The 22,406-nt window shown below is 49.3% G+C and carries 18 protein-coding genes; 5 read left to right on the top strand and 13 right to left on the bottom strand.

Annotated features, from left to right (window positions below; translation table 11 throughout):
* Nucleotides 1-4 precede the first annotated feature (4 nt).
* On the top strand, nucleotides 5-1,390 hold the full coding sequence (locus ACPXXB_RS05730; protein WP_423910423.1) for an aminotransferase: 1,386 nt from the start codon (nucleotides 5-7) through the stop codon (nucleotides 1,388-1,390).
* A 199-nt stretch (nucleotides 1,391-1,589) separates the two neighbouring features.
* On the opposite strand, the gene ACPXXB_RS05725 is transcribed toward ACPXXB_RS05730, so the two are convergent.
* On the bottom strand, nucleotides 1,590-2,777 hold the full coding sequence (locus tag ACPXXB_RS05725) for an MFS transporter (protein WP_423910420.1): 1,188 nt from the start codon (nucleotides 2,775-2,777) through the stop codon (nucleotides 1,590-1,592).
* Between the two features lie 1,055 nt (nucleotides 2,778-3,832).
* On the opposite strand from ACPXXB_RS05725, the gene ACPXXB_RS05720 reads away from it, so the two are divergent.
* Nucleotides 3,833-5,029 carry an aromatic ring-hydroxylating oxygenase subunit alpha gene (locus ACPXXB_RS05720; protein ID WP_423910417.1) on the top strand — a complete coding sequence of 399 codons (1,197 nt, stop codon included), beginning with the start codon at nucleotides 3,833-3,835 and terminating at the stop codon, nucleotides 5,027-5,029.
* A gap of 56 nt (nucleotides 5,030-5,085) precedes the next feature.
* Here the strand turns inward: ACPXXB_RS05720 and ACPXXB_RS05715 are convergent, their stop codons facing one another.
* The 5 genes from ACPXXB_RS05715 to ACPXXB_RS05695 form a co-directional block, all read right to left on the bottom strand.
* Nucleotides 5,086-5,928, bottom strand: a complete 843-nt coding sequence (locus tag ACPXXB_RS05715; RefSeq protein ID WP_423910414.1) for an ABC transporter permease subunit — start codon at nucleotides 5,926-5,928, stop codon at nucleotides 5,086-5,088.
* Between the two features lie 13 nt (nucleotides 5,929-5,941).
* Complete coding sequence (locus tag ACPXXB_RS05710) at nucleotides 5,942-6,907, bottom strand: ABC transporter permease subunit (RefSeq protein WP_423910411.1); 966 nt, start codon at nucleotides 6,905-6,907, stop codon at nucleotides 5,942-5,944.
* Nucleotides 6,908-6,933: 26 nt separating this feature from the next.
* Nucleotides 6,934-8,109, bottom strand: coding sequence for an ABC transporter ATP-binding protein (locus tag ACPXXB_RS05705; protein WP_423910409.1), 1,176 nt, complete (start codon nucleotides 8,107-8,109; stop codon nucleotides 6,934-6,936).
* Between the two features lie 127 nt (nucleotides 8,110-8,236).
* Nucleotides 8,237-9,352 (bottom strand): extracellular solute-binding protein, encoded by a 1,116-nt coding sequence (locus ACPXXB_RS05700; RefSeq protein WP_423910406.1) that lies wholly within the window; start codon nucleotides 9,350-9,352, stop codon nucleotides 8,237-8,239.
* On the bottom strand, nucleotides 9,349-9,498 hold the full coding sequence (locus tag ACPXXB_RS05695; RefSeq protein WP_423910403.1) for a hypothetical protein: 150 nt from the start codon (nucleotides 9,496-9,498) through the stop codon (nucleotides 9,349-9,351). Before ACPXXB_RS05695 ends, ACPXXB_RS05700 begins: the two co-directional genes overlap by 4 nt.
* A 276-nt stretch (nucleotides 9,499-9,774) precedes the next feature.
* Between ACPXXB_RS05695 and ACPXXB_RS05690 the strand changes: the two genes are divergently transcribed.
* The 3 genes from ACPXXB_RS05690 (at nucleotide 9,775) to ACPXXB_RS05680 (ending at nucleotide 15,962) form a co-directional block, all read left to right on the top strand.
* Complete coding sequence (locus ACPXXB_RS05690; RefSeq protein ID WP_423910400.1) at nucleotides 9,775-11,694, top strand: hypothetical protein; 1,920 nt, start codon at nucleotides 9,775-9,777, stop codon at nucleotides 11,692-11,694.
* The gene (locus ACPXXB_RS05685) at nucleotides 11,672-13,711 is read left to right on the top strand and encodes a DEAD/DEAH box helicase (RefSeq protein ID WP_423910397.1); all 2,040 of its coding nucleotides are present in this window, start codon (nucleotides 11,672-11,674) and stop codon (nucleotides 13,709-13,711) included. The genes ACPXXB_RS05690 and ACPXXB_RS05685 overlap by 23 nt, the downstream gene beginning before the upstream one ends.
* Nucleotides 13,712-13,874: 163 nt before the next feature.
* Nucleotides 13,875-15,962 carry a Zn-binding domain-containing protein gene (locus ACPXXB_RS05680; RefSeq protein ID WP_423910395.1) on the top strand — a complete coding sequence of 696 codons (2,088 nt, stop codon included), beginning with the start codon at nucleotides 13,875-13,877 and terminating at the stop codon, nucleotides 15,960-15,962.
* 377 nt (nucleotides 15,963-16,339) lie between these two features.
* Here the strand turns inward: ACPXXB_RS05680 and tadA are convergent, their stop codons facing one another.
* From tadA to nthA, 7 genes are all read right to left on the bottom strand, one after another.
* On the bottom strand, nucleotides 16,340-16,819 hold the full coding sequence (gene tadA / locus ACPXXB_RS05675) for a tRNA adenosine(34) deaminase TadA (RefSeq protein WP_423910392.1): 480 nt from the start codon (nucleotides 16,817-16,819) through the stop codon (nucleotides 16,340-16,342).
* On the bottom strand, nucleotides 16,816-18,405 hold the full coding sequence (guaA, locus tag ACPXXB_RS05670) for a glutamine-hydrolyzing GMP synthase (RefSeq protein ID WP_423910390.1): 1,590 nt from the start codon (nucleotides 18,403-18,405) through the stop codon (nucleotides 16,816-16,818). Before guaA ends, tadA begins: the two co-directional genes overlap by 4 nt.
* Before the next feature lie 50 nt (nucleotides 18,406-18,455).
* The gene (gene guaB / locus ACPXXB_RS05665) at nucleotides 18,456-19,916 is read right to left on the bottom strand and encodes an IMP dehydrogenase (protein WP_423910387.1); all 1,461 of its coding nucleotides are present in this window, start codon (nucleotides 19,914-19,916) and stop codon (nucleotides 18,456-18,458) included.
* 123 nt (nucleotides 19,917-20,039) lie between these two features.
* Entirely contained in the window at nucleotides 20,040-20,522 is a 483-nt protein-coding gene (locus ACPXXB_RS05660; protein ID WP_423910384.1) for a peroxiredoxin, read from the bottom strand.
* Nucleotides 20,523-20,749: 227 nt separating this feature from the next.
* Nucleotides 20,750-21,022, bottom strand: a complete 273-nt coding sequence (locus ACPXXB_RS05655; protein ID WP_423910381.1) for a nitrile hydratase accessory protein — start codon at nucleotides 21,020-21,022, stop codon at nucleotides 20,750-20,752.
* Nucleotides 21,009-21,704: a nitrile hydratase subunit beta gene (nthB, locus tag ACPXXB_RS05650; protein ID WP_423910378.1), complete on the bottom strand. Its 696-nt coding sequence runs from the start codon at nucleotides 21,702-21,704 to the stop codon at nucleotides 21,009-21,011. Before nthB ends, ACPXXB_RS05655 begins: the two co-directional genes overlap by 14 nt.
* Nucleotides 21,701-22,333, bottom strand: coding sequence for a nitrile hydratase subunit alpha (gene nthA / locus ACPXXB_RS05645; protein ID WP_423910375.1), 633 nt, complete (start codon nucleotides 22,331-22,333; stop codon nucleotides 21,701-21,703). The genes nthB and nthA overlap by 4 nt, the downstream gene beginning before the upstream one ends.
* Between the last annotated feature and the right edge of the window lie 73 nt (nucleotides 22,334-22,406).

Below are 22,406 nucleotides of genomic sequence, written 5' to 3'. Positions count from 1 at the left end.
AGCCATGTCAAAACCAGTCACCGAATCCATCCAGTTGCAGGATAATCAATTTTTGCATCCCTGGGAAGACATTAAAAAAGTCGGCCAGAACAAACGCACGGTAATCGCCAATGCTGACGGTGTTTATATCGAGGATTCGGATGGCAACAAGTTATTAGATGGTCCGGCAGGCATGTGGTGCGTCAATATTGGTCACCGCCGTCAGGAAATGGCCGATGCTATCGCCGATCAAATCATGCAATTAACCTATGTCAGTCCATGGAGTTTAACCAACACGCCGGCGGTGAAACTCGCTGACAAACTTGCTCAACTGTCGCCGGGTGATTTAAACCACGTTTTTTACACGACCGGCGGATCTACTGCTGTTGATTCAGCACTCAGGTTTGTAATGTTCCGTAACAACGTTCTTGAACAACCACAAAAGAAACACATCATTTCCAGGACAAATGCTTACCACGGCAGCACTTATCTTTCGGCATCGGCATCCGGCAAATCCAAAGACAAGAACTATCTCGATTTCATGGATGACACTTTTCATCATATTGCCGATCCTAATTTGATGGACAAACCCGTTGCAATGAGTGAGCAAGAATATTGCAGGTTACGGGTAGGCGACCTCGAAAATAAAATTTTGGAAATAGGACCTGACAAAGTAGCTGCATTTATTGCAGAGCCTATTCTGGCTTCGGGCGGCGTGATTATGGCGCCTCAGGGATACCACGCTGGTTGTTTGCAGGTTTGTCGAACATACGATGTGGTTTATATCTCAGACGAAGTCGTTACTGCATTTGGTCGATTGGGGCATTTTTTCGCCTCACAAGCGGTCTTCGATATCGTCCCGGATATCATCACTTGCGCCAAAGGCATCACCTCGGGTTATGTGCCGTTGGGCGCATTTCTGGTATCCGACAGATTATTGCAATCAATTGATGCAAAAGATTCCAGCATCGTCTTTTCCAATGGCTTTACCTATTCAGGGCACCCTGTAGCCTGTACCGCCGCGCTTAAAAACATAGAAATCATGGAGCGGGAAAACATCATGCAACATGTACGCAAGGTTGCGCCTTATTTCCAGGCTCAGTTGGCAACCTTGAATGACCTCCCTGTCGTCACCGATGTTCGGGGAATCGGATTGATGGCTTGCGTGCAATGCGACATTAATAAAGACGGCGACAATACGCCAGCGATGGATTATGCGATGGACTATGCCATTGGAGATCGAATTGATCGGCATTGCCAGCAACTCGGACTGCTGGTTAGGCCGATTATAAATATGTGTGTTATGTCGCCGCCGCTAATCATTAATGAAGCGCAAATAGATGAATTAGTCGAAAAACTAAAAAAGGGAATAGCGTTGGCTGTCATTGATGCCGAGTCTGACGGTTTGTGACTGGGTTCGTGGCAGGAAGAACACCATTTGTTTTAACAATGAATCAGGGCCGCAAACTCATAGCACTGCGCGCTGACCGGAAAGATACGCGCCATGCACGGCATTTAATGCGTCCGCCGAAGTCTTCGCCAGCAAAATACAAATATTCATCATTACGCACCCCGGCGACGGCGATCACGATTCGGTGTGCGCAAATCTTTTATTTTCGTCTGCCGACGACGACAAGAAACGCAACTGCCGCAACCGCCGCGGCCAGCATAAATCCGTGCAGCGGAAAGATTTGCAACGCCGCGCCCGAGGCCGCCGGACCGATAACGCCGCCAATGGTGTAAGCGACGGCGACGGTCGATAATGCCGCGACAAGACGAGCACCGCCGGTTTTTTCACTAGCCTCCATCACCGCCAATGTATTCATCCCCCCGGCCGCTCCGCCCCAGAAAAATAAAACGACCCATGGCAAAACGCCGGTGCCCGCTTGCAAATTGTCGCCGTCGATGGCGAGCGGGAATACGGCGGCGCCGACAAGGGTGACAATGGCGGCGACAATTTGCGCACGGGCGCAACTGATTTTGTCGGCAAGCCAGCCAAGGGGAAATTGTAAAAGCGTGTTGCCAGCACCGAAAGCGGTAACCAGCAAAGCGGCGGCAGCGGCACTCATTCCAAGTCCGGCGGCCGACGCCGGCAACAGAGAAATCGCCGAGGTCTCAATAAATCCACAGACAAACGCCCCCGCCAATGCCGTCGGCAAAATCGCAAGTAATACAAAAAATCCGTCGCCGTCACTGGATTTTTTCGTGTCCGCCGGACGAGCATCCCACTGCAACGCCACCGAGAGGGGAACCAGTGCGAGCGCGAGCACTCCCGCGCACATCGCAAACGGCGCGGCGCCGTCGATGCCGGTGGCCACCAACATACCGGGGCCAACCGCGATTCCGAGTCCCATCAACGTCTCGTGTGTGCCAATCGCGCATCCGCGCCAGCTCTCGCCGGCGATTTGTAAAATCCACAGATCACAAACTATCCAGCGTAAAATAAGCCCGAAACCGGTGGCGAAATTGAACGCCAATAAAATCCAGAAATCACTCGCCGCCGCCATCCCGGCGACCGAGACGATGCTCGCGGCAATCGCAAGCGCGCCGGCGCGAACCAATCCAAGATTGGTGATCAGGCGCGGAACAAAACGCGATACCGCTAAAATCATCAACCACGGGGCGGCGGAGAAAACGCCAATCTGCGCCGCGGGGATTCCGCGATTTTGCAAAATCAGCGCGAGCAACGGCGGCAGAATCCCCAATTGCGCGATTTGCGCGAGCGTTGATAGCGTGCAGACGAGCGCGAGTCCGTGCCAGCGGACACGGCCCGACGAGGAATTGTTTATGCGCTGCATTTGTTTGTTATACTACGCATGAAATCAAGAAAAACCTCATCTAAAGTTCACCAGACCCTTCCATGATACACTAATCGCGTTGCTATGATTCAGTCCGAAAAGTTGTTGCGGGATTGGCTGGCCAATTGTCTGGGCTGCGTCTCCGGTCGGCGAGAATTTCAACTCGATTGATACATGGTGAAAGCGGTCAAAAACTGTCAAGATGTATTAAGCCTACGATGATTTTGTCGCTGCTCTGAAAGAAAAAGCGGCCGTCGCGTGCTTGTTTGTCCTCGATGACTTGCCCGGCATATATTCGTCTGACGGCGCCAATGCGATTGTACAAATCAATTAAATCGCCGAAATGATGGTGGTCTTGTCCGAAGAGCCGGTCCGCGATTTGGTTAACGATGGCAATTTAAACAAACAAATTTGCTTGCCTTGTCCAGTTACGGGGCAAATGACAATGTTTAATGATTTCGACCTAGTCGCATTTTACCCCGCAGCTGGAGATAAAGCGGGGCACCTTTATGATCATCTTATGGCCACCCCTGTATCGTGCGCTAATTTGAGTTCTGACATATATGCTTTTTCCATGTTAGTAACGATTAACAATTACATTCAAATTACTGATTCCCTGCGGTTGTCCGAGTTTTCTTACCGACGACCATCGTCACTGGTACGCCAACCACCAAGACCCCGCTTTTGCCGAGACCTACAAAAATCTTTATCGGCATGATATGCCAATCATTTATCTTCGGCGTCTGATTCAATCGTGGATGAACTATTACAAAAAGGGTGTCCTACCAAATCTGGACAACGTTACCGAACCGGGAACTTTTGATTAATACCCCCGACAATGAGTGAAGACCAGCCATATCACTGCCATCGACGACTTGTCTCGGAATATCTTCAAAGTAAATGGGGGAACAGGGTTAGCGTGACGCACTTGGTTTAATAGTCTAGTGAAATGCCAGCAGGTTGCGCGGGTATTTTTTCTATATGCTTATTTTCTATATTGAGCGTTTGTTCAATCAATTATAATCGCTCAATTATTGTTTCAATGCGCGTTCAAAATGCCGTCCAACGACAATGCAAAACCAGTCCAAGCCCGAATAAATTCGGAAACAAGCGACTGTTTGGCGCCGTGGACTTATTACGATGAAGAGTTATTGGAACTGGAAAAAAATCAGATTTTCAGGAAAAACTGGCTGCTGGTCGGGCATATAAATGATATGCCTAATCCCCGTGACTATCTGACAATGGATGCGGTTGGCGAACGAGCGTTGGTGGTCAGGGGAAACGATAACCAAATTCGAGCTTTTCACAATGTCTGCCGTCACCGTGGCGCAAAACTGTTTGACTCACCCTCTGGACAATGCGCCCATGCACTAACCTGCCCGTTCCACGGCTGGACCTACCAGCTTGACGGTAAATTGATCGGCGTTCCCGCGGAAAATACATTTCGCAACCTGGACAAATCGAGAAATGGATTAGTGCCGTTGGATCTCGAAGTATGGATGGGATTCATTTTTATTCGTTTTGAAAACGCAAAACAATCCCTGGCTGAAATGCTGTTGCCAATGCAAAATGAAATCGCACCGTATAAAATTGCTCGCATGCAGCCGCTTGAAAATACCCGGTATGACGATATTCGACCCTACAACTGGAAAGTGTTTCACGATATTGATAACGAAGGCTATCATGTCCCGGTCGGCCACCCCGCCCTGCAACAACTCTATGGCAAAAATTATTCCGACCAATTGGTGGATGGCTTGCCTGTTTCATCTGGTGTCATCAATGACCAGCCGGCAAAATTATGGAGCGTGAGAAACTATCAAAAGTTGCTCCCTGGATTTGATCATCTGCCAGAGAAAAACCAAAAACTGTGGTTGTATGGCGGAATTTTCCCGAGCATGGCACTCGGACTGTATCCCGATAGCATTGAATTTTATATGACCCTGCCTGTGTCTGCGAATAAAACACGGGTCAGGGGCGGCACCTACGCGCTTCCCGACCATCGCCCCGAAATCAATGCGGTTCGATACCTGAACAGGCGCATTAATAACGCAACCAGCGCGGAAGATGAAAACTTCGTGCGCCGGCTTCAAGACAGCATGCAATCCAGCGTTTTCCCGCAACCGAATCTGTCCTCCATTGAACACGGAGTTCGTGAATTTCATCGCCAGTTGCAGGAATTATTGCCGGTTGCCCGATTGAAACACCATCCCGGAAAGGGGCAAGTGGCGCAGACAAATATCAGCCTCTGTTAATTTCTTGTCTTAATTTCGGGCGCCTCTGTTCAGGCAACGCGGCCCTATTTATTGTGTTATTTATTGGTTGCGGTCGCCAACTGCATATCCCTTTCCTTTTGCTTCTGCTGGCGGAACATAATCCAGCCAGCGATAATGACACCTATCGCCACGGTAAATATAATGATGGTTGCCAACGCATTGATATCCGGCTTCAGGCCGGTTTTTATCCGCGAATAAATCAGGATCGGCAGTGTATTCGAGCCCGGGCCGGTTACGAAACTGGCGATAACCAAGTCATCAAGGGATAAGGTAAATGAGAGCAACCATCCCGCCAGCATTCCAGGCGCCAGTAACGGAAATGTAATATCGACTAAAACCCGCAATGGCTTGGCGCCTAAATCCTGCGCCGCTTCCTCCAGCGTCTGCCCCATTCCGGCTAACCGGGATTGAATAATGACGGCCACATAAGCCATGGAAAATGTGATATGCGCGATGGCAATAGTGGAAAATCCGCGCTTATCCGGCCATCCGAAAAATTCTTTCAGCGTTATAAACAACATCAACAATGACAAACCGGTAATCACTTCCGGCATAACCAGCGGTGCGGCAATCATTCCACCAAACAATGTTCTGCCACGAAATTTGCCAAAACGCACTAAAGCTAATGCGGCCAGGGTTCCGAGCAGGGTTGCAAAGGTGGCATTGACTACGGCAATTTTCAGGCTCAATGTCAGTGCTGACCATATTTTTTCGCTTTCAAACAAAGACGCGTACCAGCGCGTTGAAAAACCGCCCCAAACCGGAACGATTTTGGAATGGTTGAAGGAATACGTTATCAACACCATCAGTGGGATATACAAAAATGCCATGCCAAAGCACAACACCGAAAACAGGAACCTGGAACGTTTTTTCTCCATGCCGCCTTCCGCGTTAGTCCTCTTTCGCCGCCTTGGCCTGGACGCGTTGATAAAGCATCATCGGCACCACCAACAATACCAGCAACGCGATCGCCACTGCCGAGGCCACTGGCCAGTCATGGTTGGAGTGGAATTCGCCGTACAGCACCCGACCAATCATCAATACATTACCGCCGCCCAGCAAATCGGGAATCACAAACTCCCCGGTTGCCGGGATGAACACCAATAATGACCCGGCGATTATTCCAGGCATGGTCAACGGTAGGGTCACGGTCAAAAATGTCTTGAACGGCCGCGCGCCCAAATCCGCGGCCGCTTCGTGCAGGGTCATATCCAGTTTTTCCATGTTGGCATACAACGGCAAAATCATGAACGGCACATAGGTATAAACGATGCCGACATAGACCGCGAAATGGGAATACAGCAACCTTACCGGGCTCTCAATAAATCCGAGCCAAATGAGCAGGTCGTTGATCAGCCCTTGGTCTGCCAGCAATCCCATCCAGGCATAAACGCGCAATAAAAATGAGGTCCAGAACGGCAATATAACCAACATCAATAAAACATGCTTTGCGGTATGCGACGAGGTTACGATGGCATAAGCGATGGGGTAGCCAATCAATAAACACAATATCGTGGAGATAAAGGCAATTTTGACCGAGCTTAAATAGGTGTTGAGATACAGCTCGTCTTCCCAAAGATAAGCGTAATTATCAAAAATCACGCGGATGCTCATCGCGCCGTCGCTGGCCCATTCAAACAACGGCGAAAACGGTGGGCTGGCGATCAGCGATTCCGCCATGCTGATTTTCAGGATGATAAAAAACGGGGCTAAAAAGAATAGTAATAGCCAAAAATACGGAATGAAGATAACGACTGTTTTCCAGCGCGACTGCAATAGTTCGAAAATTTTTGGAATATGCGCGCGAGCAATGGGGTGCGCCTTGAATTTGTCAATAATGTCGGTCGCCGGTCGCATGATTATTATGATGTTATCTGGCTATGTTATTTAGTCAGCACTACCGGGCTGGCGGCATCCCATCTCAGATATACTTCATCTTCCCAATCGACTGCATGGCGTCCGTCTTTTGGTCGCACCTGATTAGGAACGGTAACCGCAATGATCTTGCTACTGGGGAGTTTAATTCGATAGGTTGAAATATTTCCCAAATAGCCTATATCCTGAACCACGCCTGTTAGATTATTTGCGCTTGAATTATTTGCACTTGAATTATTTGCACTTGAGTGTTCAGTCGGCGTTTTGGATATTTTGATTTTTTCCGGCCGCACCGCGACCCAAACCTTGCTGCCCACCTTGATGGATAATCCGTGATCGATAAAAAACTCTGCATCATGGTCATCTGAGCGCACTCTGACATGATCCGCGCCATTTTCAGTAATTCGACCTTCAAACATATTTGCCGTGCCAATGAAATCGGCCACCATTCGGGATGAGGGGTACTCGTAAATTTCCGTTGGCGTGCCGATTTGCACAAATTTCCCCACATCCATTACCGCAATGCGGGTCGACAATGTCATCGCCTCTTCCTGGTCGTGGGTCACCACAATAAAAGTTACCCCAAGTTTTTCCTGGATGTTCATTAACTCAAACTGGGTTTGCTCTCTGAGTCGCTTGTCCAATGCCGCCAGCGGCTCATCCAGCAGTAATACTTTGGGTCTCTTGACCAAAGCCCGTGCCAACGCCACCCGCTGACATTGCCCGCCGGACAATTGATGGGGCTTGCGCTTGCTGAATTCGGCAAGTTCCACCATCGCCAGCATATCGGCGACGCGCGACCTGATTTCTTCCTTATCGATGCCATCGCATTTCAAGCCATAGCCTACATTATTATCCACATCCATATGCGGAAATAACGCATATGACTGAAACATCATGTTGACCGGCCGCTTGTAGGGCGGCACCTCGCTCATTTCCATGCCGTCGATATGGATGGTGCCCGAACTTGGCGTTTCAAAACCGGCCAACATTCGCAAAAGCGTGGACTTGCCGCAACCGGATCCGCCCAAAAGGCAGAACAATTCCCCGCGATAAATATCCAAATCAACGCTGCTTACCGCGGTGAAATCACCAAAATTCTTGGTAACGCTCTGGATACGAATAAACGGTTCCGCATCGGGATCTAACCATGGCTCGCACTGAAAATCAACCGAATCAACCATGACTCACCTCATTGAAAGTTCTAATGAAACGGGAAATCCGGCGCGCCATCGTAAGCCGACACATTAAAAAAAACTTACTGCGCCAGACTTGCATTATGATGCTATTCCCATGACGCACCGAATTTTTCTAATTACCCGCTTTGAAATTGGTCCAGGTTCGGGTAAGCAAACGCTCTATTTTTGGCGGCAACACCGCAGAGGTGTACATTAACGCCACGGCTTCCGGTGGCGGGAAAGCCGCTGGACTGCTGGTCACCGCGGTATCGATTAAATCGAAGGCATCTTTATTTGCGGTCGCATACCACAAATAATTGGTGTCCGCCGCGCCAACCTCAGGACGCATCATATAGTTCAAGAACAGGTGTGCATTCTCCACATTCTCGGCATCAGCCGGAATCACCCAACCATCCACCCAAAAAATAGCCGCATCCTTGCCGGGCGGAATGAAAAAGTTCAGTTCCACGCCGGTATCCAGTTCTGCCGCCTGGGACATCGCCAACAAGCCGTCCGGACCCCAACTGGTTACCACGCAAAACTCCCGCTCGACCAATCGTTGATACGCATAATTATCGAAAGTCTTGATATAAGGGCGGATTTTTAACAGCATTTGTTCAACCGCCGCATAGTCGGCCTTATTGGTTGAACTTGGGTCAAACCCTAGATAAGACAACGCCATTGGCACCATATCGGTCGGCGCGTCCAGGAAGGCCACGCCACAGGCATCAATTTTAGAGATATGCTCTGGATCGAAAATCAAGTCCAGCGAGCCAATCGGCGCATCCGGGTAGGTTTCCTTGACCAACGCTTCGTTATAAGTAACGCCATGCGTCCCCCACATATACGGCACCACATATTGATTGCCCGGATCCCAGTCCGCGCCTAACTGAGCCATAACGTCCGGGCGCATATGCTTGAAGTTGTCCAGCTTGGACTTGTCAACTGGTTGCAGAATACCGGCCGGAATCAATCTCGCAATTGCGCTGCTGGCATGACTAACCACATCGTAACCGGAATTCCCGGCCAGAAGTTTGGAATCAATGGCTTCCTGGGATTCGTAAACATCATAGATAACTTTGATGTCATATTCCGCTGCAAAATTTGAAATAGTGTCTTCGGCGATATATTCATCCCAGTTGGTTACGTTTAATACCCCGGCAGCCGATGCTGAACCCGCACCAAATAGCAAGACCAAAGATGCAACGCTGGCCACACCGCCCTTCAATAATTTAGATAGTTCTATCATTTTTTTCCTCCCACAGCGATAAATTCAAGAATCACAGGCACAGTATAACGTAACTTTTGCAAAAATCCATACACTTCGATAATGATGGCCACGCTTAAATTTCCTTGATGCAGTTCACGGCAAAGAAAAACCTGGCTGATTGTCAATTCTTAAAACCGGTTCAGTATATGTTCTCGTTCCCGCGTGGAAACGAGAAAGCGTTTAGGCTTGCCCTTGAGCGTGAGCACCATCGGGCGGGTGCGCATGCGGTCGGGAGCCCATGCGCAACCTTGCGAGACTTCGGTTTGCCTCGCAAAACTCTGCCGGGGGTTGGGTTTAAATTTTGTTAGTATGGCGTTAATATGGCGGTAGCACGGTAACCAATCAGAACGATGTTTTTAGAAAACGTAAAGGGCCTTATCTGTTGCATTCGTGACTTAGTCATGAATATTTTCCGACTGACAAAACCCACTGGCGGAAATGCGATTCCCAATGGCGGTAAGCAACCCGGCACTGATACGCCGCCGGAAACTGAACCGGAGGATGCGCAACCGGGGGACGCTGGAATATCAGATTCTGGTGACACAGCTCCGTCGCCAGAAACACCACCAGAGGATCAACCCGGGGATGCTGAAACCATAGATACTCACACACCCACACCGCCAGAGGAGCGATCAAAACCGGAAGAGTCATCGAAAAAACCGTCGTCGTACAAAGGAGCACGTGGAAAAACTGATTCCAAAAATCTGTCCCACAAGAAAGAATCGCCACCTAATCCTGAGACCAAGCCCGAATTAATTTGCAGATATTCAACTGCCACCAATAAATGGGAAATTCTATTGATTCTTCCGTCGCATAAAAATGCGGACGTGACGCAGGATGGAGTTGCATTGTTACCAAACAGCAGCGATGAATATCTGCTACCGAATTTCACCCATGAGGTGACGGTAACTTGGGCGGAGAACAACACAGATACAATAAAATTGTTTGACGAAGACCATCCGTTAATCTTTAAACATCGCAAAAACTGGACAGGTGACGGGAGACGGATCAAACGAGTGTCCAGCGGGTATTCCATGATTTTCACGCCAAACTCATGGACAAGGAAAATCAGCGCGCCTGTTGAAAAAGCAAGATGCACCGACCAAGGTTTTTCGGCGCATTATTTTTTCACCACCGGCAATGACGAAGCGGACGGGTTTACCGAATGTGATTCTTTCTTTTCAAACAAGCGTTTCTTACTCAAAGGTACAACGATCGCGGATGACTCGGATGCGGGCGGCTTATTTATCGGCGATGCCTTGGAATTGATTGACAAGAAAAAGTGGAAAGGCGTTTCTCGGATTAGGGTGGGGGAAGAAGGCCATGGTCAATGGGGAGAAAATTTTAGACCGGAAGAATTAAACAAAAAAACGCTCGCACTGGTTTTGGAAAATCTCGACGGATGGTTTTATGTTCGCATTTATGACCAAGACGTGAAGCTGATAGAAAGTTTCGATTTTCGCCGACAGAAAAATTTGAAACAAATCCTGGTTGATGGAAATCCACATTCATCGGAAAATATTGTGGCACCTAGAAAGACAGGACACACGGAAACTACCATAAAATTCATCGGCGATGGAATTTCTGTTAAAAACAAAAACATTGACAACGCGAATGCTGAAAAATATCAGGTAACGATGATGGGTAATGATACGGCAATGATTGCAGCGCACCCGGATGCCGACAAAACCAAGTGGATAGTAAACGGGAAAACGGAAGTTGTTATTTGTCTGCCGCGTATTTGGTGGCGCACCGAAAAATTCGATAAGGAAATTGATGAATGGCGCGACACGAACCTTGAAATGTCACGGGATGAGTTTCGCAAAAATTCTAATACGCGAATAGTTTTCCGTTTGCCCGTAACCGCAACAAAAATTAATGTAGGATTTAATTCATTCAGCCAATACGATGGTGCGCGCACATATCAAGTCATATTCAATGAAGACCGCGAAACTAAACATGCTGAATTCAGTATGCGAGATTTTTGTTATCACAGCAATATAGCAAATGTTTCGTCCGAAGAAGTAGCCTTGCGGGTTCAATGCGGTAGAGCAGAATTTTCGATTGTTTGCATCCCTGCTGATAAACCGAAACCAGATTCGGGACCGAAACCAAAACCGAAACCAAAACCAAAACCAAAACCTGTTCGTCCACTTACCAAGAACAAAGGGTATAGCCGCGGCGAATTGGAGGGTGCCGGGCTATCCCTTACCGAGGTAAAGCACAAGGGAATCATTGTTGATCGTAGGCGAAGGTCGATACATAGCGTCAACGTAGACACACTAAATAATTTGCCTCATGGGGGAAGCCATGCCGACTGAACAAGAGATTGACCATTGGAAAGATACGCTTCACACCCGATATCTTAACTACCTGAAAACATCTTTTTACTTTAAGGATACCGCTTTGCGCAAATCTTTTGCGCAAGCGTTGGAAAAGTGCCAACTGATGAAAGGACCATTCCCGGAATCAGCGCATAAATTTCGGGCGGGAATTAATGCACTTTCGATGGCGAAAGAATGCTTCACAACATCGCACACCGATCTTTTGCCAGCATTGCTTGACCAATCTTTGTACGACCATCAGGAGCAAGCGATTCGCAAGGTACATAGCCAACAACAAAACGTTGTTGTCGCCACCGGCACCAACAGCGGAAAAACGGAAAGTTTTTTGTATCCAATCTTGTTTGATTTGTACCAACAGCATTTGGACGAGAAATTATATGAGCCTGGTGTGCGTGCGTTAATTTTGTATCCGATGAATGCGCTTGCCAACGACCAGAGGCGGCGGTTAGGGGAAATATGTAAGAAGTTAGAAACTGCAAACTCTGATTTCAAACCAACTTTTGGTCAGTACATCGGCGCTACACCAAAAAATATAAAGGATAACTATCGCCACGCCAGTACGCATGAAGAAAATAGACTTTCCGGGGAACTGGTGTTTCGTGAGGAAATGCGCAACAACCCGCCGCATATCCTCTTGACCAATTACTCCATGCTGGAGTATTTGCTCATTCGCCCCGACGACAGTAAATTATTTGACGATGGCCGTGGGCAACACTGGAAATTTATTGTTTTAGACGAAGCGCACCAGTATCGCGGAGCCAAAGGTATGGAAATGGGTATGTTGGTGCGTCGACTTAAACAACGCCTACGCGCCGGTGGACGCACGCATGGGTTTCGCTGCATCGCCACCAGCGCAACCATTTCATCTGGCGTAAGTCAAGAAGACAAACAGGCGGTTGCGGCGTTTGCTAACACCTTGTTTGGCGAATCATTTGCTGACGAGAATGTCCTTTTCGGCACACAAGAATCTACAGATGACAAAAAACCACAACGATTTCACTTATTCATGAGTGCGCTGGAGGGCGCATTTTTATCTTATCAAAACGCTAAAGACACGATTATTCTAAACCGCAATACAGAAACAGAAGGTGATGAAACAAGCAAGGCATTGGAAATCGCATTGTGCCAGGAATGTGGGCAACATTATTATGTCGGTCGTGAAGACGGCGGTTATCTTATTGAAGCAACGCGAGACCCAAGCCACAGTGAGTTTGGAGTGGATTTTTACTTGCCGTTAGAAAACGGTTTGGATAAGCAAAGCACCCACCAATTATGCCGCCAGTGTGGAAGCCTATCCCAAGGAAACAATCGCTCAGTTTGTGAATGCAATGCAACTATTTCGGTGAAAAAGTGCGAGCATCACGACACGCATCCAGATCGACTAAAAAAATGTGAAACCTGCGGCTATGAACGTCGTGGAATTGGCGATCCTGTGCAGGAAATTGTACATGGTTCCGATGGCCCAAACTCGGTTATTGCCACTGCCTTACATAGTTTACTGCCAAAAGGAAAACGAAGAAAAATACTATCCTTTGCCGACAGTCGGCAGGAGGCGGCATTCTTTGCATGGTACGCGGAAGACTCGTATCAAAAAGTACGCGATAGAAATTTTATTTTACGTGCGTTAAAACAAAATGCGGTTAACGAAGAAGGTTTATCAATTAAAGATTTACAGAGCCGTCTGGAAAAAATTTGTAGTGACAACATGGTGTTCTCCAAGTCTGATACGGCTGAAACGCGGAATCGTGAGGCATCACGCATGATTTTCCGTGAGTTGTTGACTAATAAGAAACGTATTTCACTTGAAGGCACCGGTTTAACCAAGTGGCACATGGCATTTCGTGAAGATTTACAACTCCCTGACTTAATGAGCAAACCACCGTGGAATTTCACACCAGAAGAGGGACAGGAATTACTCAGTTTTCTTCTGGATCGCTTGCGGTATGAACGAGCGGTGAGATTGCCTGAGAGCGCCCCCCCCCGCTTGGAATGAAGTATCCGCATGGCCACAACGGCCGGTTACTATTGGCACGGGCACCAAATATACATTTTCATGGGGAAGCGCAGGAACTGGTATTGTACAACATTTTCTTTGTCGTTTACATCAAGACAACACATTATCCGACAAAGAAAAATGCAAAGCAGGCAAAGAACTGATGGATTCCCTGTGGGACTGTATTCATAATTACGACAGTAGTTTTAAGGAGGACGATAGACTGTTGTTGCGCGCATCAGCCGATGGCACCTTTTTGTTAAATCCTGCCTGGCTACGCGTGAAACTTCCGTCACCAAATGAATGCTTTGAATGCGACACCTGCGCCAGACTGAGCTTTTACAATATTCGCGGGGTTTGCCCACGCAACAAGTGCCCGGGCGAACTTGTCCTTGCTGACCAAGTAAAGTTAGCGCAAAACCACTACCGTGTTTTGTATGAAGATACAAAAATGCCGGCACAGTTGCGCGCCGAAGAACACACCGCACAATTAGAAAGCGCGGAAGCACAAAAGCGACAAACTGAATTTATCGACGGCGATATTGATTTACTCAGTTCGTCAACAACCTTTGAGGTAGGCGTTGATTTGGGCGATTTGGAAACAGTCTTCTTGCGTAATGTTCCGCCGGAGCCGTTTAATTACACGCAACGCGTCGGGCGTGCTGGGAGGGGTGGCGAAATACCCGGTCTTGCACTCACCTATTGCCGACGCAATCCGCATGATTTGTATCACTACAATGACCCGGAAACACACATATTGAAAGGGCAAATCCGCCCTCCGCAACTTCGATTGCAAAACGAAAAAATTATACTTCGACACATCACCGCGACCGTACTATCAGCGTTCTTTAGAAATCCTTCGAACCGCGAACGATTCAAAAAAGTTGAAAATTTAATAGGCAGCGACTGGGAAAACCCAAGTGCGGTTTCCGAAGTTATGAATTTTTGCCGAGACAACACTGCTCTCGCGTCTTCTCTGCGTGAGATTGTTCCGAAAGAGATGCATGCTAAAACAGGACTGGACAACAACAGTTGGATGAATCTTATTGCTGGTAAAAATAGCCGCTTCGCTAATGCTGAGGCAGAGGTTTGCTCAGAATATCTCTTAGTTGAAAGACTGAAAAAGGAATTTAGCAGGGAGGACAATTTTACAAAAGCAAAAAAATTTCAGAATCGTGCAAATACTATTGCCGCCGACAAAACACTTAACTTTCTTTCCCGCAAAGCGATTATTCCAAAATACGGCTTTCCGGTGGATGTGGTGGAACTGGACACACGCCCATACAGCCAGCAGGAAGCACGCAAAATTTCTCTGCAACGGGACTTATCGCAAGCTATCGCCGAATATGCGCCCGGCGGCAAGGTTGTCGCCAACAAAAAGGAATGGCAATCCTGCGGAATAAAAATCATTGCCGGCAAAACCCTCGCGGTCAAAAACTACTACTACAACAAGGCACGCGACTTCAAACAATGGAATGAAGACGATGACCAAGCGGGTAACCCTGATCCAAAGGGCAAGTACCTGTCGCCGGAATTCGGCTTTGTTACGGCATTGTTAGAAAAACCTAAAGAGCCACAAGGACGTGCCGGGCGTTTATACACCACCCGCCCGTTTTTTGGCGGGTTTGTTGAGGGTCAGCAAGAAACAAAAAAACTCTTCGATGTGGAAATCACGCCAGCATTACCGGGGCGCATGGTAGTGTTATGTGAAGGGAAAAACGGCGGTGGATTTTATATTTGCCTTAGTTGTGGCGCGGGCAGTGCGGAAATAAGTGGTTCGCATAAAACTCCGGAAAGCAACGAGTGTAAATCTACCCTTAAACGACTTTCCCTCGGCCATGAATTTGTAACCGATGTTGTTCGTTTGCAATTTCCCGGACTCAACGACGAATGGCATGCGTATTCGTTGGCATATGCCATGTTACTGGGTGCTGCGCAAAGATTAAATGTACCGGACACCGATTTGAACGCGACCATCACAGTAGGCAAAACACTCGACAAAACGGCAATAGTTTTGTACGACAACGTACCCGGCGGTGCCGGTCTGGTTGCCAATTTAGAAAAGCAAGACGTGTTTTTAGATGTGCTTAAAGAGGCGAAAAAACGGGTGAACGGTGATTGCGATTGCACCAAGAGTTGTTACGGATGTATTCGTAGTTATCGCAACCAGTTCGCCCACCCGCATTTACAACGCAAAGATGCCTTAGGATTTCTGGAGTCTGCTTTGGAATTAAGGGGACACAACACTTAATTCAAGTATTGATTCGGTATCCAATGTGTTGAAGTTGCATGACTCGCCTTCTGCATCGGAGTGCTAAATGTATCTGAGCTTATACAGGCTGGAGAATTGTTTTCGTTCCCACGTTCCCGAGTCGGGCCGAGAACAACCACTACAGATGGCGGGACTAAAGTCCCACTTCTGAAAGCCGGGGCCGTCATTCTTGCGGAAGCAGGAATCCAGTCAACCATTTGTCCCGCACCGCGGGACACGACAGCCAGGGACGGTGGGGGCGAGGGGCTGGTCTATGTCCTACGCTTGATATGGGCAGGTTTTTGATCCTGCAAAACCTGCATTTCCGCCATCCCTGGCGGTCACGTCATTGGATTTCGGTTTTGCTCTGCATCTGGTCATTGATGCCGTTTCTGTTTGAAGAACTGTTGGATCAATTCCTGGCACTCTCGCTGCATTATTCCGGCGGTGATTGAACATCGATGATTCAAGAACCTGGACTGTAGCAGATTAAGTTGGCTGCCCGCGGCGCCAAATTTCAGGTCGTGGGTCGCAAAAATCAGATGCTTGATGCGCGCATGCAAAATGGCGCCGGCGCACATAATGCACGGCTCCATCGTTACATACAAACTGCATTTATCGAGGCGATAGTTTTCGATGTTTTTACCGGCAGCGCGCAACGCCAGGATTTCCGCGTGCCCGCTGGCATCATGATTTCCTATTGAGCAGTTGAATCCTTCGCCAATAATTTTTTCATTTTGCGCGACCACGGCGCCGACCGGAATTTCATCGCTGTCCTGCGCCATGATTGCCAACTCCAAAGCCCGCGCCATGAACTGATGGTGCAGTTGGCATCGCGTCAGTCCACTTGATGTCATTCCCACTCTATCGTGGCCGGCGGCTTGCCCGATATATCATAGACCACTCGACTTATTCCTCGCACTTCATTGATGATGCGATTAGAAATTCCGCTCAGCACATCATGCGGAATCCGTTTCCAATTGGCGGTCATAAAATCCACGGTTTCCACTGCGCGAAGGGCAATGACGTATTCATAGGCGCGATTATCCCCGACCACGCCGACGGATTTAATCGGCAGGAACACCGCAAACGCCTGACTTATTTCGTCATATAAATCATGGGCATACAACTGTTCAAGAAAAATCGCATCGGCTTGGCGCAAAATTTCCGCATACTCCTGTTTAACTTCGCCAAGAATTCTCACGCCCAATCCGGGGCCTGGAAATGGATGCCGACAGACTATTTTTTTCGGCAGCCCCAACGTCAGGCCCATGTTTCGCACCTCATCCTTAAACAACTCGCGCAATGGCTCCAATAACTTTAGATTCATATCCGCCGGCAGTCCACCGACATTGTGATGGGATTTTATGACTTTCGCTTTTCCGTGTTTATTTCCCGATGACTCGATGACATCCGGGTAAATTGTTCCCTGCGCCAACCATTTCGCATTTTTAATTTTGCGCGACTCCCGTTCAAATATTTCTATAAAAAGGTTGCCGATGATTTTTCGTTTTTGTTCAGGATCATCTATGTCTTTCAGGCGTTTGAAATAATCACCCGCAGCATTTACACGAATGACTTTTACCCCCAGATGCTCGGAAAAAGTTTCCATAACCTGGTCGCCTTCGTACAAACGCAGCAACCCGGTATCCACAAAAATACAGGTCAACTGAGCGCCAATGGCGCGATGCAACAGGGCCGCCACAACTGCGGAATCTACGCCGCCGGAAAGTCCCAGTATCACGTGCTCATTGCCAACCCGATTTTTAACCCACTGCAACTGGCTTTCAATAATATTCGCCGAAACCCAGTCCGCGCCACAGCCACAAATGTCATGAACAAAGCGCGATAAAATCCTTTTGCCGTCCACGGTGTGGGTCACTTCGGGATGAAACTGAACGCCATAATAATCCCGGTCTTCATCGGCGACGATGGCGTAAGGGCAACGGCTGGTGGCGCCGATGACCTTGAATCCCGCCGGCAATTCGCTCACTCGATCGCCGTGACTCATCCATACCGTCAGCACCTGACCGGCTGGCCCGCACAATTTGCTATTGGCGCAGGTGTTGACTACGGCATGCCCATATTCGGCATACCCATTTTCAGCATATCCATATTCCTGGGCGGTCGTATTTTCAACCACACCCCCAAGCTGAGAGACCAATGTTTGCATTCCATAACAAATTCCAAGGATCGGCAGTTCCGTATCAAAAATTATGCCGGGAGCATTAGTTTCGTGATCCTGACAGGTTGACGCATGGCTGCCTGAAAGAATAAAACCGTTTGCGGCAAATGCCTTTATTTTGCCGGAGTCAACATCAAACGGAAAAATTTCACAATAAACCCCCAACTCCCGCACGCAACGCCCAATCAACTGAGTGTATTGCGCGCCAAAATCCAGTATCAGTATTTTTTTTTGCTGCGGGTCGTGGAATGTGTTCATGCGCTAATCAAAACGACAAAATTTATCGGCGCGAAAATTGCTGAAAATTGCTAACTGGTTTGATAATTCGGCGCTTCCTTGACGATGGAAACATCATGCACATGGCTTTCTTTCATGCCCGCATTGGTGATGCGAACAAATTGCGTTTTGTGGCGCATATCTTCTATCGTGCCACTGCCGGTATAGCCCATGCTGGCGCGCAGTCCGCCCATCAACTGATGAATAATATTCATCATCGGGCCCTTATAAGGCACACGCCCCTCAATCCCTTCCGGCACTAATTTATCCGCGCTATCGACGCTTTCCTGAAAATACCGATCCTTGGAGCCCTTCTGCATGGCGCCGATGGAGCCCATGCCCCGATAAGATTTGTAAGAGCGTCCTTGAAATATTTCGATTTCACCCGGCGATTCATCGGTACCCGCTAAAATACTCCCCACCATCACCGCATTCGCGCCGCAAGCGATGCACTTGGCAATATCGCCGGAAAAGCGGATGCCGCCATCCGCGATGAAAGGAACATCCGTTCCCTTTAAGCCTTCAGCAACTTGCTGGACCGCATAAATCTGCGGCACGCCGACGCCAGCGACAATTCGGGTAGTACAAATCGAGCCGGGGCCAATGCCCACTTTGACCGCATCAGCACCGGCATCGACCAAGTCCCTGGCCGCTTCCGCTGTGGCGATGTTACCGCCTATCACCTGCATATCAGCGTAAGTTTTTTTAATCATCGCAACCCGATCAAGCACCCCGCGCGAATGACCATGGGCGGTATCAACCACGATGGCATCGACCCCGGCGTTCGCCAGACATTCCACTCTTTCATCGGTGTCTTCACCAACGCCCACTGCCGCCGCTACCAGCAGCCGTCCTTGATCATCCTTACAGGCATTGGGGTAATCACTGGATTTTTGAATATCCTTTACGGTTACCAACCCTTTAAGTTCATTGTCACCGCTCACCACCAAGACTTTTTCTATACGATGTTGATGCAACAAGCGCTGGATTTCGTCCGAAGATGCACCCTTACCCACCGTAACCAGATGCTGTTCCGGGGTCATCACCTTATCCACCGGCGTATCCATATTCTTTTCAAAGCGCAAATCACGATTGGTGACGATACCAATAACCTTTCGGCCATCAACCACGGGAACGCCCGATATTGAATACTTTTGCATCAGCTGCAGAACATCCTTGACCCGAGCGGTTTTTCCCACCGTTACCGGATCGGTAATCACGCCACTCTCGAATTTCTTTACCCGATTGACTTCCTTGGCTTGTAATTGAGGCGTTACATTTCTATGAATCACGCCCACACCGCCTTGCTGTGCCAGACAAATCGCCGCCCTGGCAGCGGTTACGGTGTCCATAGCCGCAGAAACCAAAGGAATATTTATTGTGAGATTGCGGGTAAAGCGGGTTTTTAGATCCGCATCCTGGGGCAGAATTTCGGATTTTGCAGGAACCAGCAAAACATCGTCGAAGGTCAGCGCTAAATCAATGAGTTCCATCTACGGATTATACAGCATTAAATATCGGTAGAGAAATAGAATCTTTAACTCCCCTAAAAAATCTGCTCATATTGATCGCAAGCGTTAACGCGTTTAAGGTGGTTGCCCGCTTTACAACAACCGTTACAACAGCCGCAGGATAGTTTCGGCATCGCTGACCTCGAAATTGGCGCCTTGCTCGACGTTTAGATGGGTAACCACGCCATCATCGACAATCATGGCATAGCGTTGCGAGCGAACCCCCATATGGCGCGCAGTTAAGTCCAACTCCAGCCCGACCGCCTCGGTGAACGCACCGCTGCCATCAGCCAGCATCAGTATATTTTTCTCGACATTTTGTGCTTTGCCCCACGCTGCCATCACAAACGCATCGTTGACCGACAGGCAGGCAATGGCATCGACCCCTTTTTCTACAATAGCATCGTGATGCACCACATAACCGGGCAAGTGCGCCGCCGAACAAGTCCGGGTGTAGGCTCCAGGCAGGGCAAAAAGCACCACTTTTTTATTCGCGAAAATTTCATCGGTGATCAATTCCGTCGGCCCGTCCGATGTCATGATGGCGATGGTGACATTGGGTATTCGATCACCGATTTTGATAGTCATTTCAAATCCTCGTCTATAAGTACACATTGAGCAAACAGGAGGGAACAACTATCCCCTTGCGAAAATGCAAGGCAACTCAACAATAGCCGCTCTCGCAAAACAAGTCTATTTTAACACTCTCCCGATTGTTTTACTGATAGGCAACACATGCGGCGTAGCCGCAATCCTGGCAACGACGAGAAGGGATTGCCGCCCCCTTAACTGTCGGAACATCATTCACTTATTAATCACAAATTGCAATCACAATTCAGTTTCCCCGCGACGATTTGCTCCAGGGTTTCCTGCCATAGCCGATAGTAGGCGTCGCTGTCCTCAATGGTGTTTTGCTTCTCGAACTCGGCGATATTGTGCGCCAGTTGCGCGGCCCATTCCTTCCACTCGAACAGTCCCGATTGGTTGAGTTGAACCGCCATGGCGAAGGTTCGCGCCTGCCACGGCGCGGCGAATACCAGTTCGCCGTCGGCTTGGGGTTGCCCGGGAATTGGCTCAGGGCTCGACATCCGCCGCCACCAGGTAAGGCTCGAACAGATCGACATACACCGCGGCCGGTGCTTTTCCAGCCAGCCCTTCCCCATCCGCTTCACCCCAAAGATCGCGCGCTTCAAAACGGACATTATAAAGATGTTTCGGTTGTTTTTCACCGCTCGCCGCATGCTGGTCCGGGAAAATATGCGCACCGTGATGGAGCATGATCACGCCTTCACATCCGTGCGTGTAGCGAGGCGCGCGGGTATGGGATTTGAGCGTGCCATTTCGCACCTTGACACGCGCGCCGCTGACGAACCGAGGCGTGGCTTCAGCAGGCAAAATGGTCGGCGCGCCTTGGCCCAGAATTTCCGACACGCGCTCAACCGTAACCGCTTGCAACCGCCCCTTACCCGTCGCTTTGCCGGTTTGTAGCTCGGCCGTGCTGAGCAAACCGCGATCAACCAGCAGTCGTTCCAGGCCATGCAGCCAGTGTTCGTAATACGAACTGGCAAGATAATGCGCCGGCTGCATTTGCTCACGGGCACAGCGCGTTTGGTCGAGGTTCCACTGGCCCAACATGCCGCAGGCCAGAGTCATGCCGAATACCGTTGCCTCCCATTCATTGGGAAACAGCGCGGTCTGCCCATCACGAATAAACATGTCGTCAATCGCGCCGAACCCGCGTAGCCCGCCGAGATCATGTGCTGCATTCATTTCAAATCAGCCACTGGCATCGCCAAGGCAACGCCGATCATGCAATCGCGGGTGACTAGGCGTGCCAGTTGCTCAGCACTCAGGTTTTCGCTGCCGCGCGGTCTTTTCGGCAACACCAGATAACGGATTTCCGCAGTGGAATCCCACACCCGCACTTCAACGTCGCGCCCAAGAATAACGCCGAATTCGGCCAGCGCCACATGCGGTTTGCGCACCGCTCTAGCGCGGTAGCTGGATGCCTTATACCAGGTCGGCGGCAGGCCGAGCACCGGCCACGGGTAGCAGGAGCACAGCGTGCACACCACCATGTTGTGTACCTGCTCGGTGTTTTCCACAACCCGCATGTGTTCGCCTTGGCGGCCGGCATAGCCCATTTCCCTGATCGCGCTGGTGGCGTCCGCAAGCAAGCGCTGTTTGTATTGAGGATCAGTCCAGGCCCTGGCGACGACCTGCGCGCCGTTCCTGGGGCCGACCCGGTTTTCATAGGTATCGACCAATTCGTCCATCGCTGCGGCATCCACCAGCCCCTTTTCGATCAACAAGTTTTCCAGCGACTTGACTCGTTGCTCGATATCGCAGGGGCCGTCGTGGTGATGCGGATATTCGCGTTCGCCCTCGTGTTCGCTCATGGGATCTCTTATTCAGGGTTTGTTCGACGGTTGCGGCTGGTCCACCGGACCGAGCTGCGCCGATTCAAATAAT

The organism is Candidatus Spongiihabitans sp., assembly GCF_965237845.1.
Classification (GTDB): Bacteria; Pseudomonadota; Gammaproteobacteria; order Arenicellales; family Poriferihabitantaceae; genus Spongiihabitans.
Note: the sequence above shows the minus strand (reverse complement) of the source record. Positions and strands in the feature narration are given on the sequence as shown.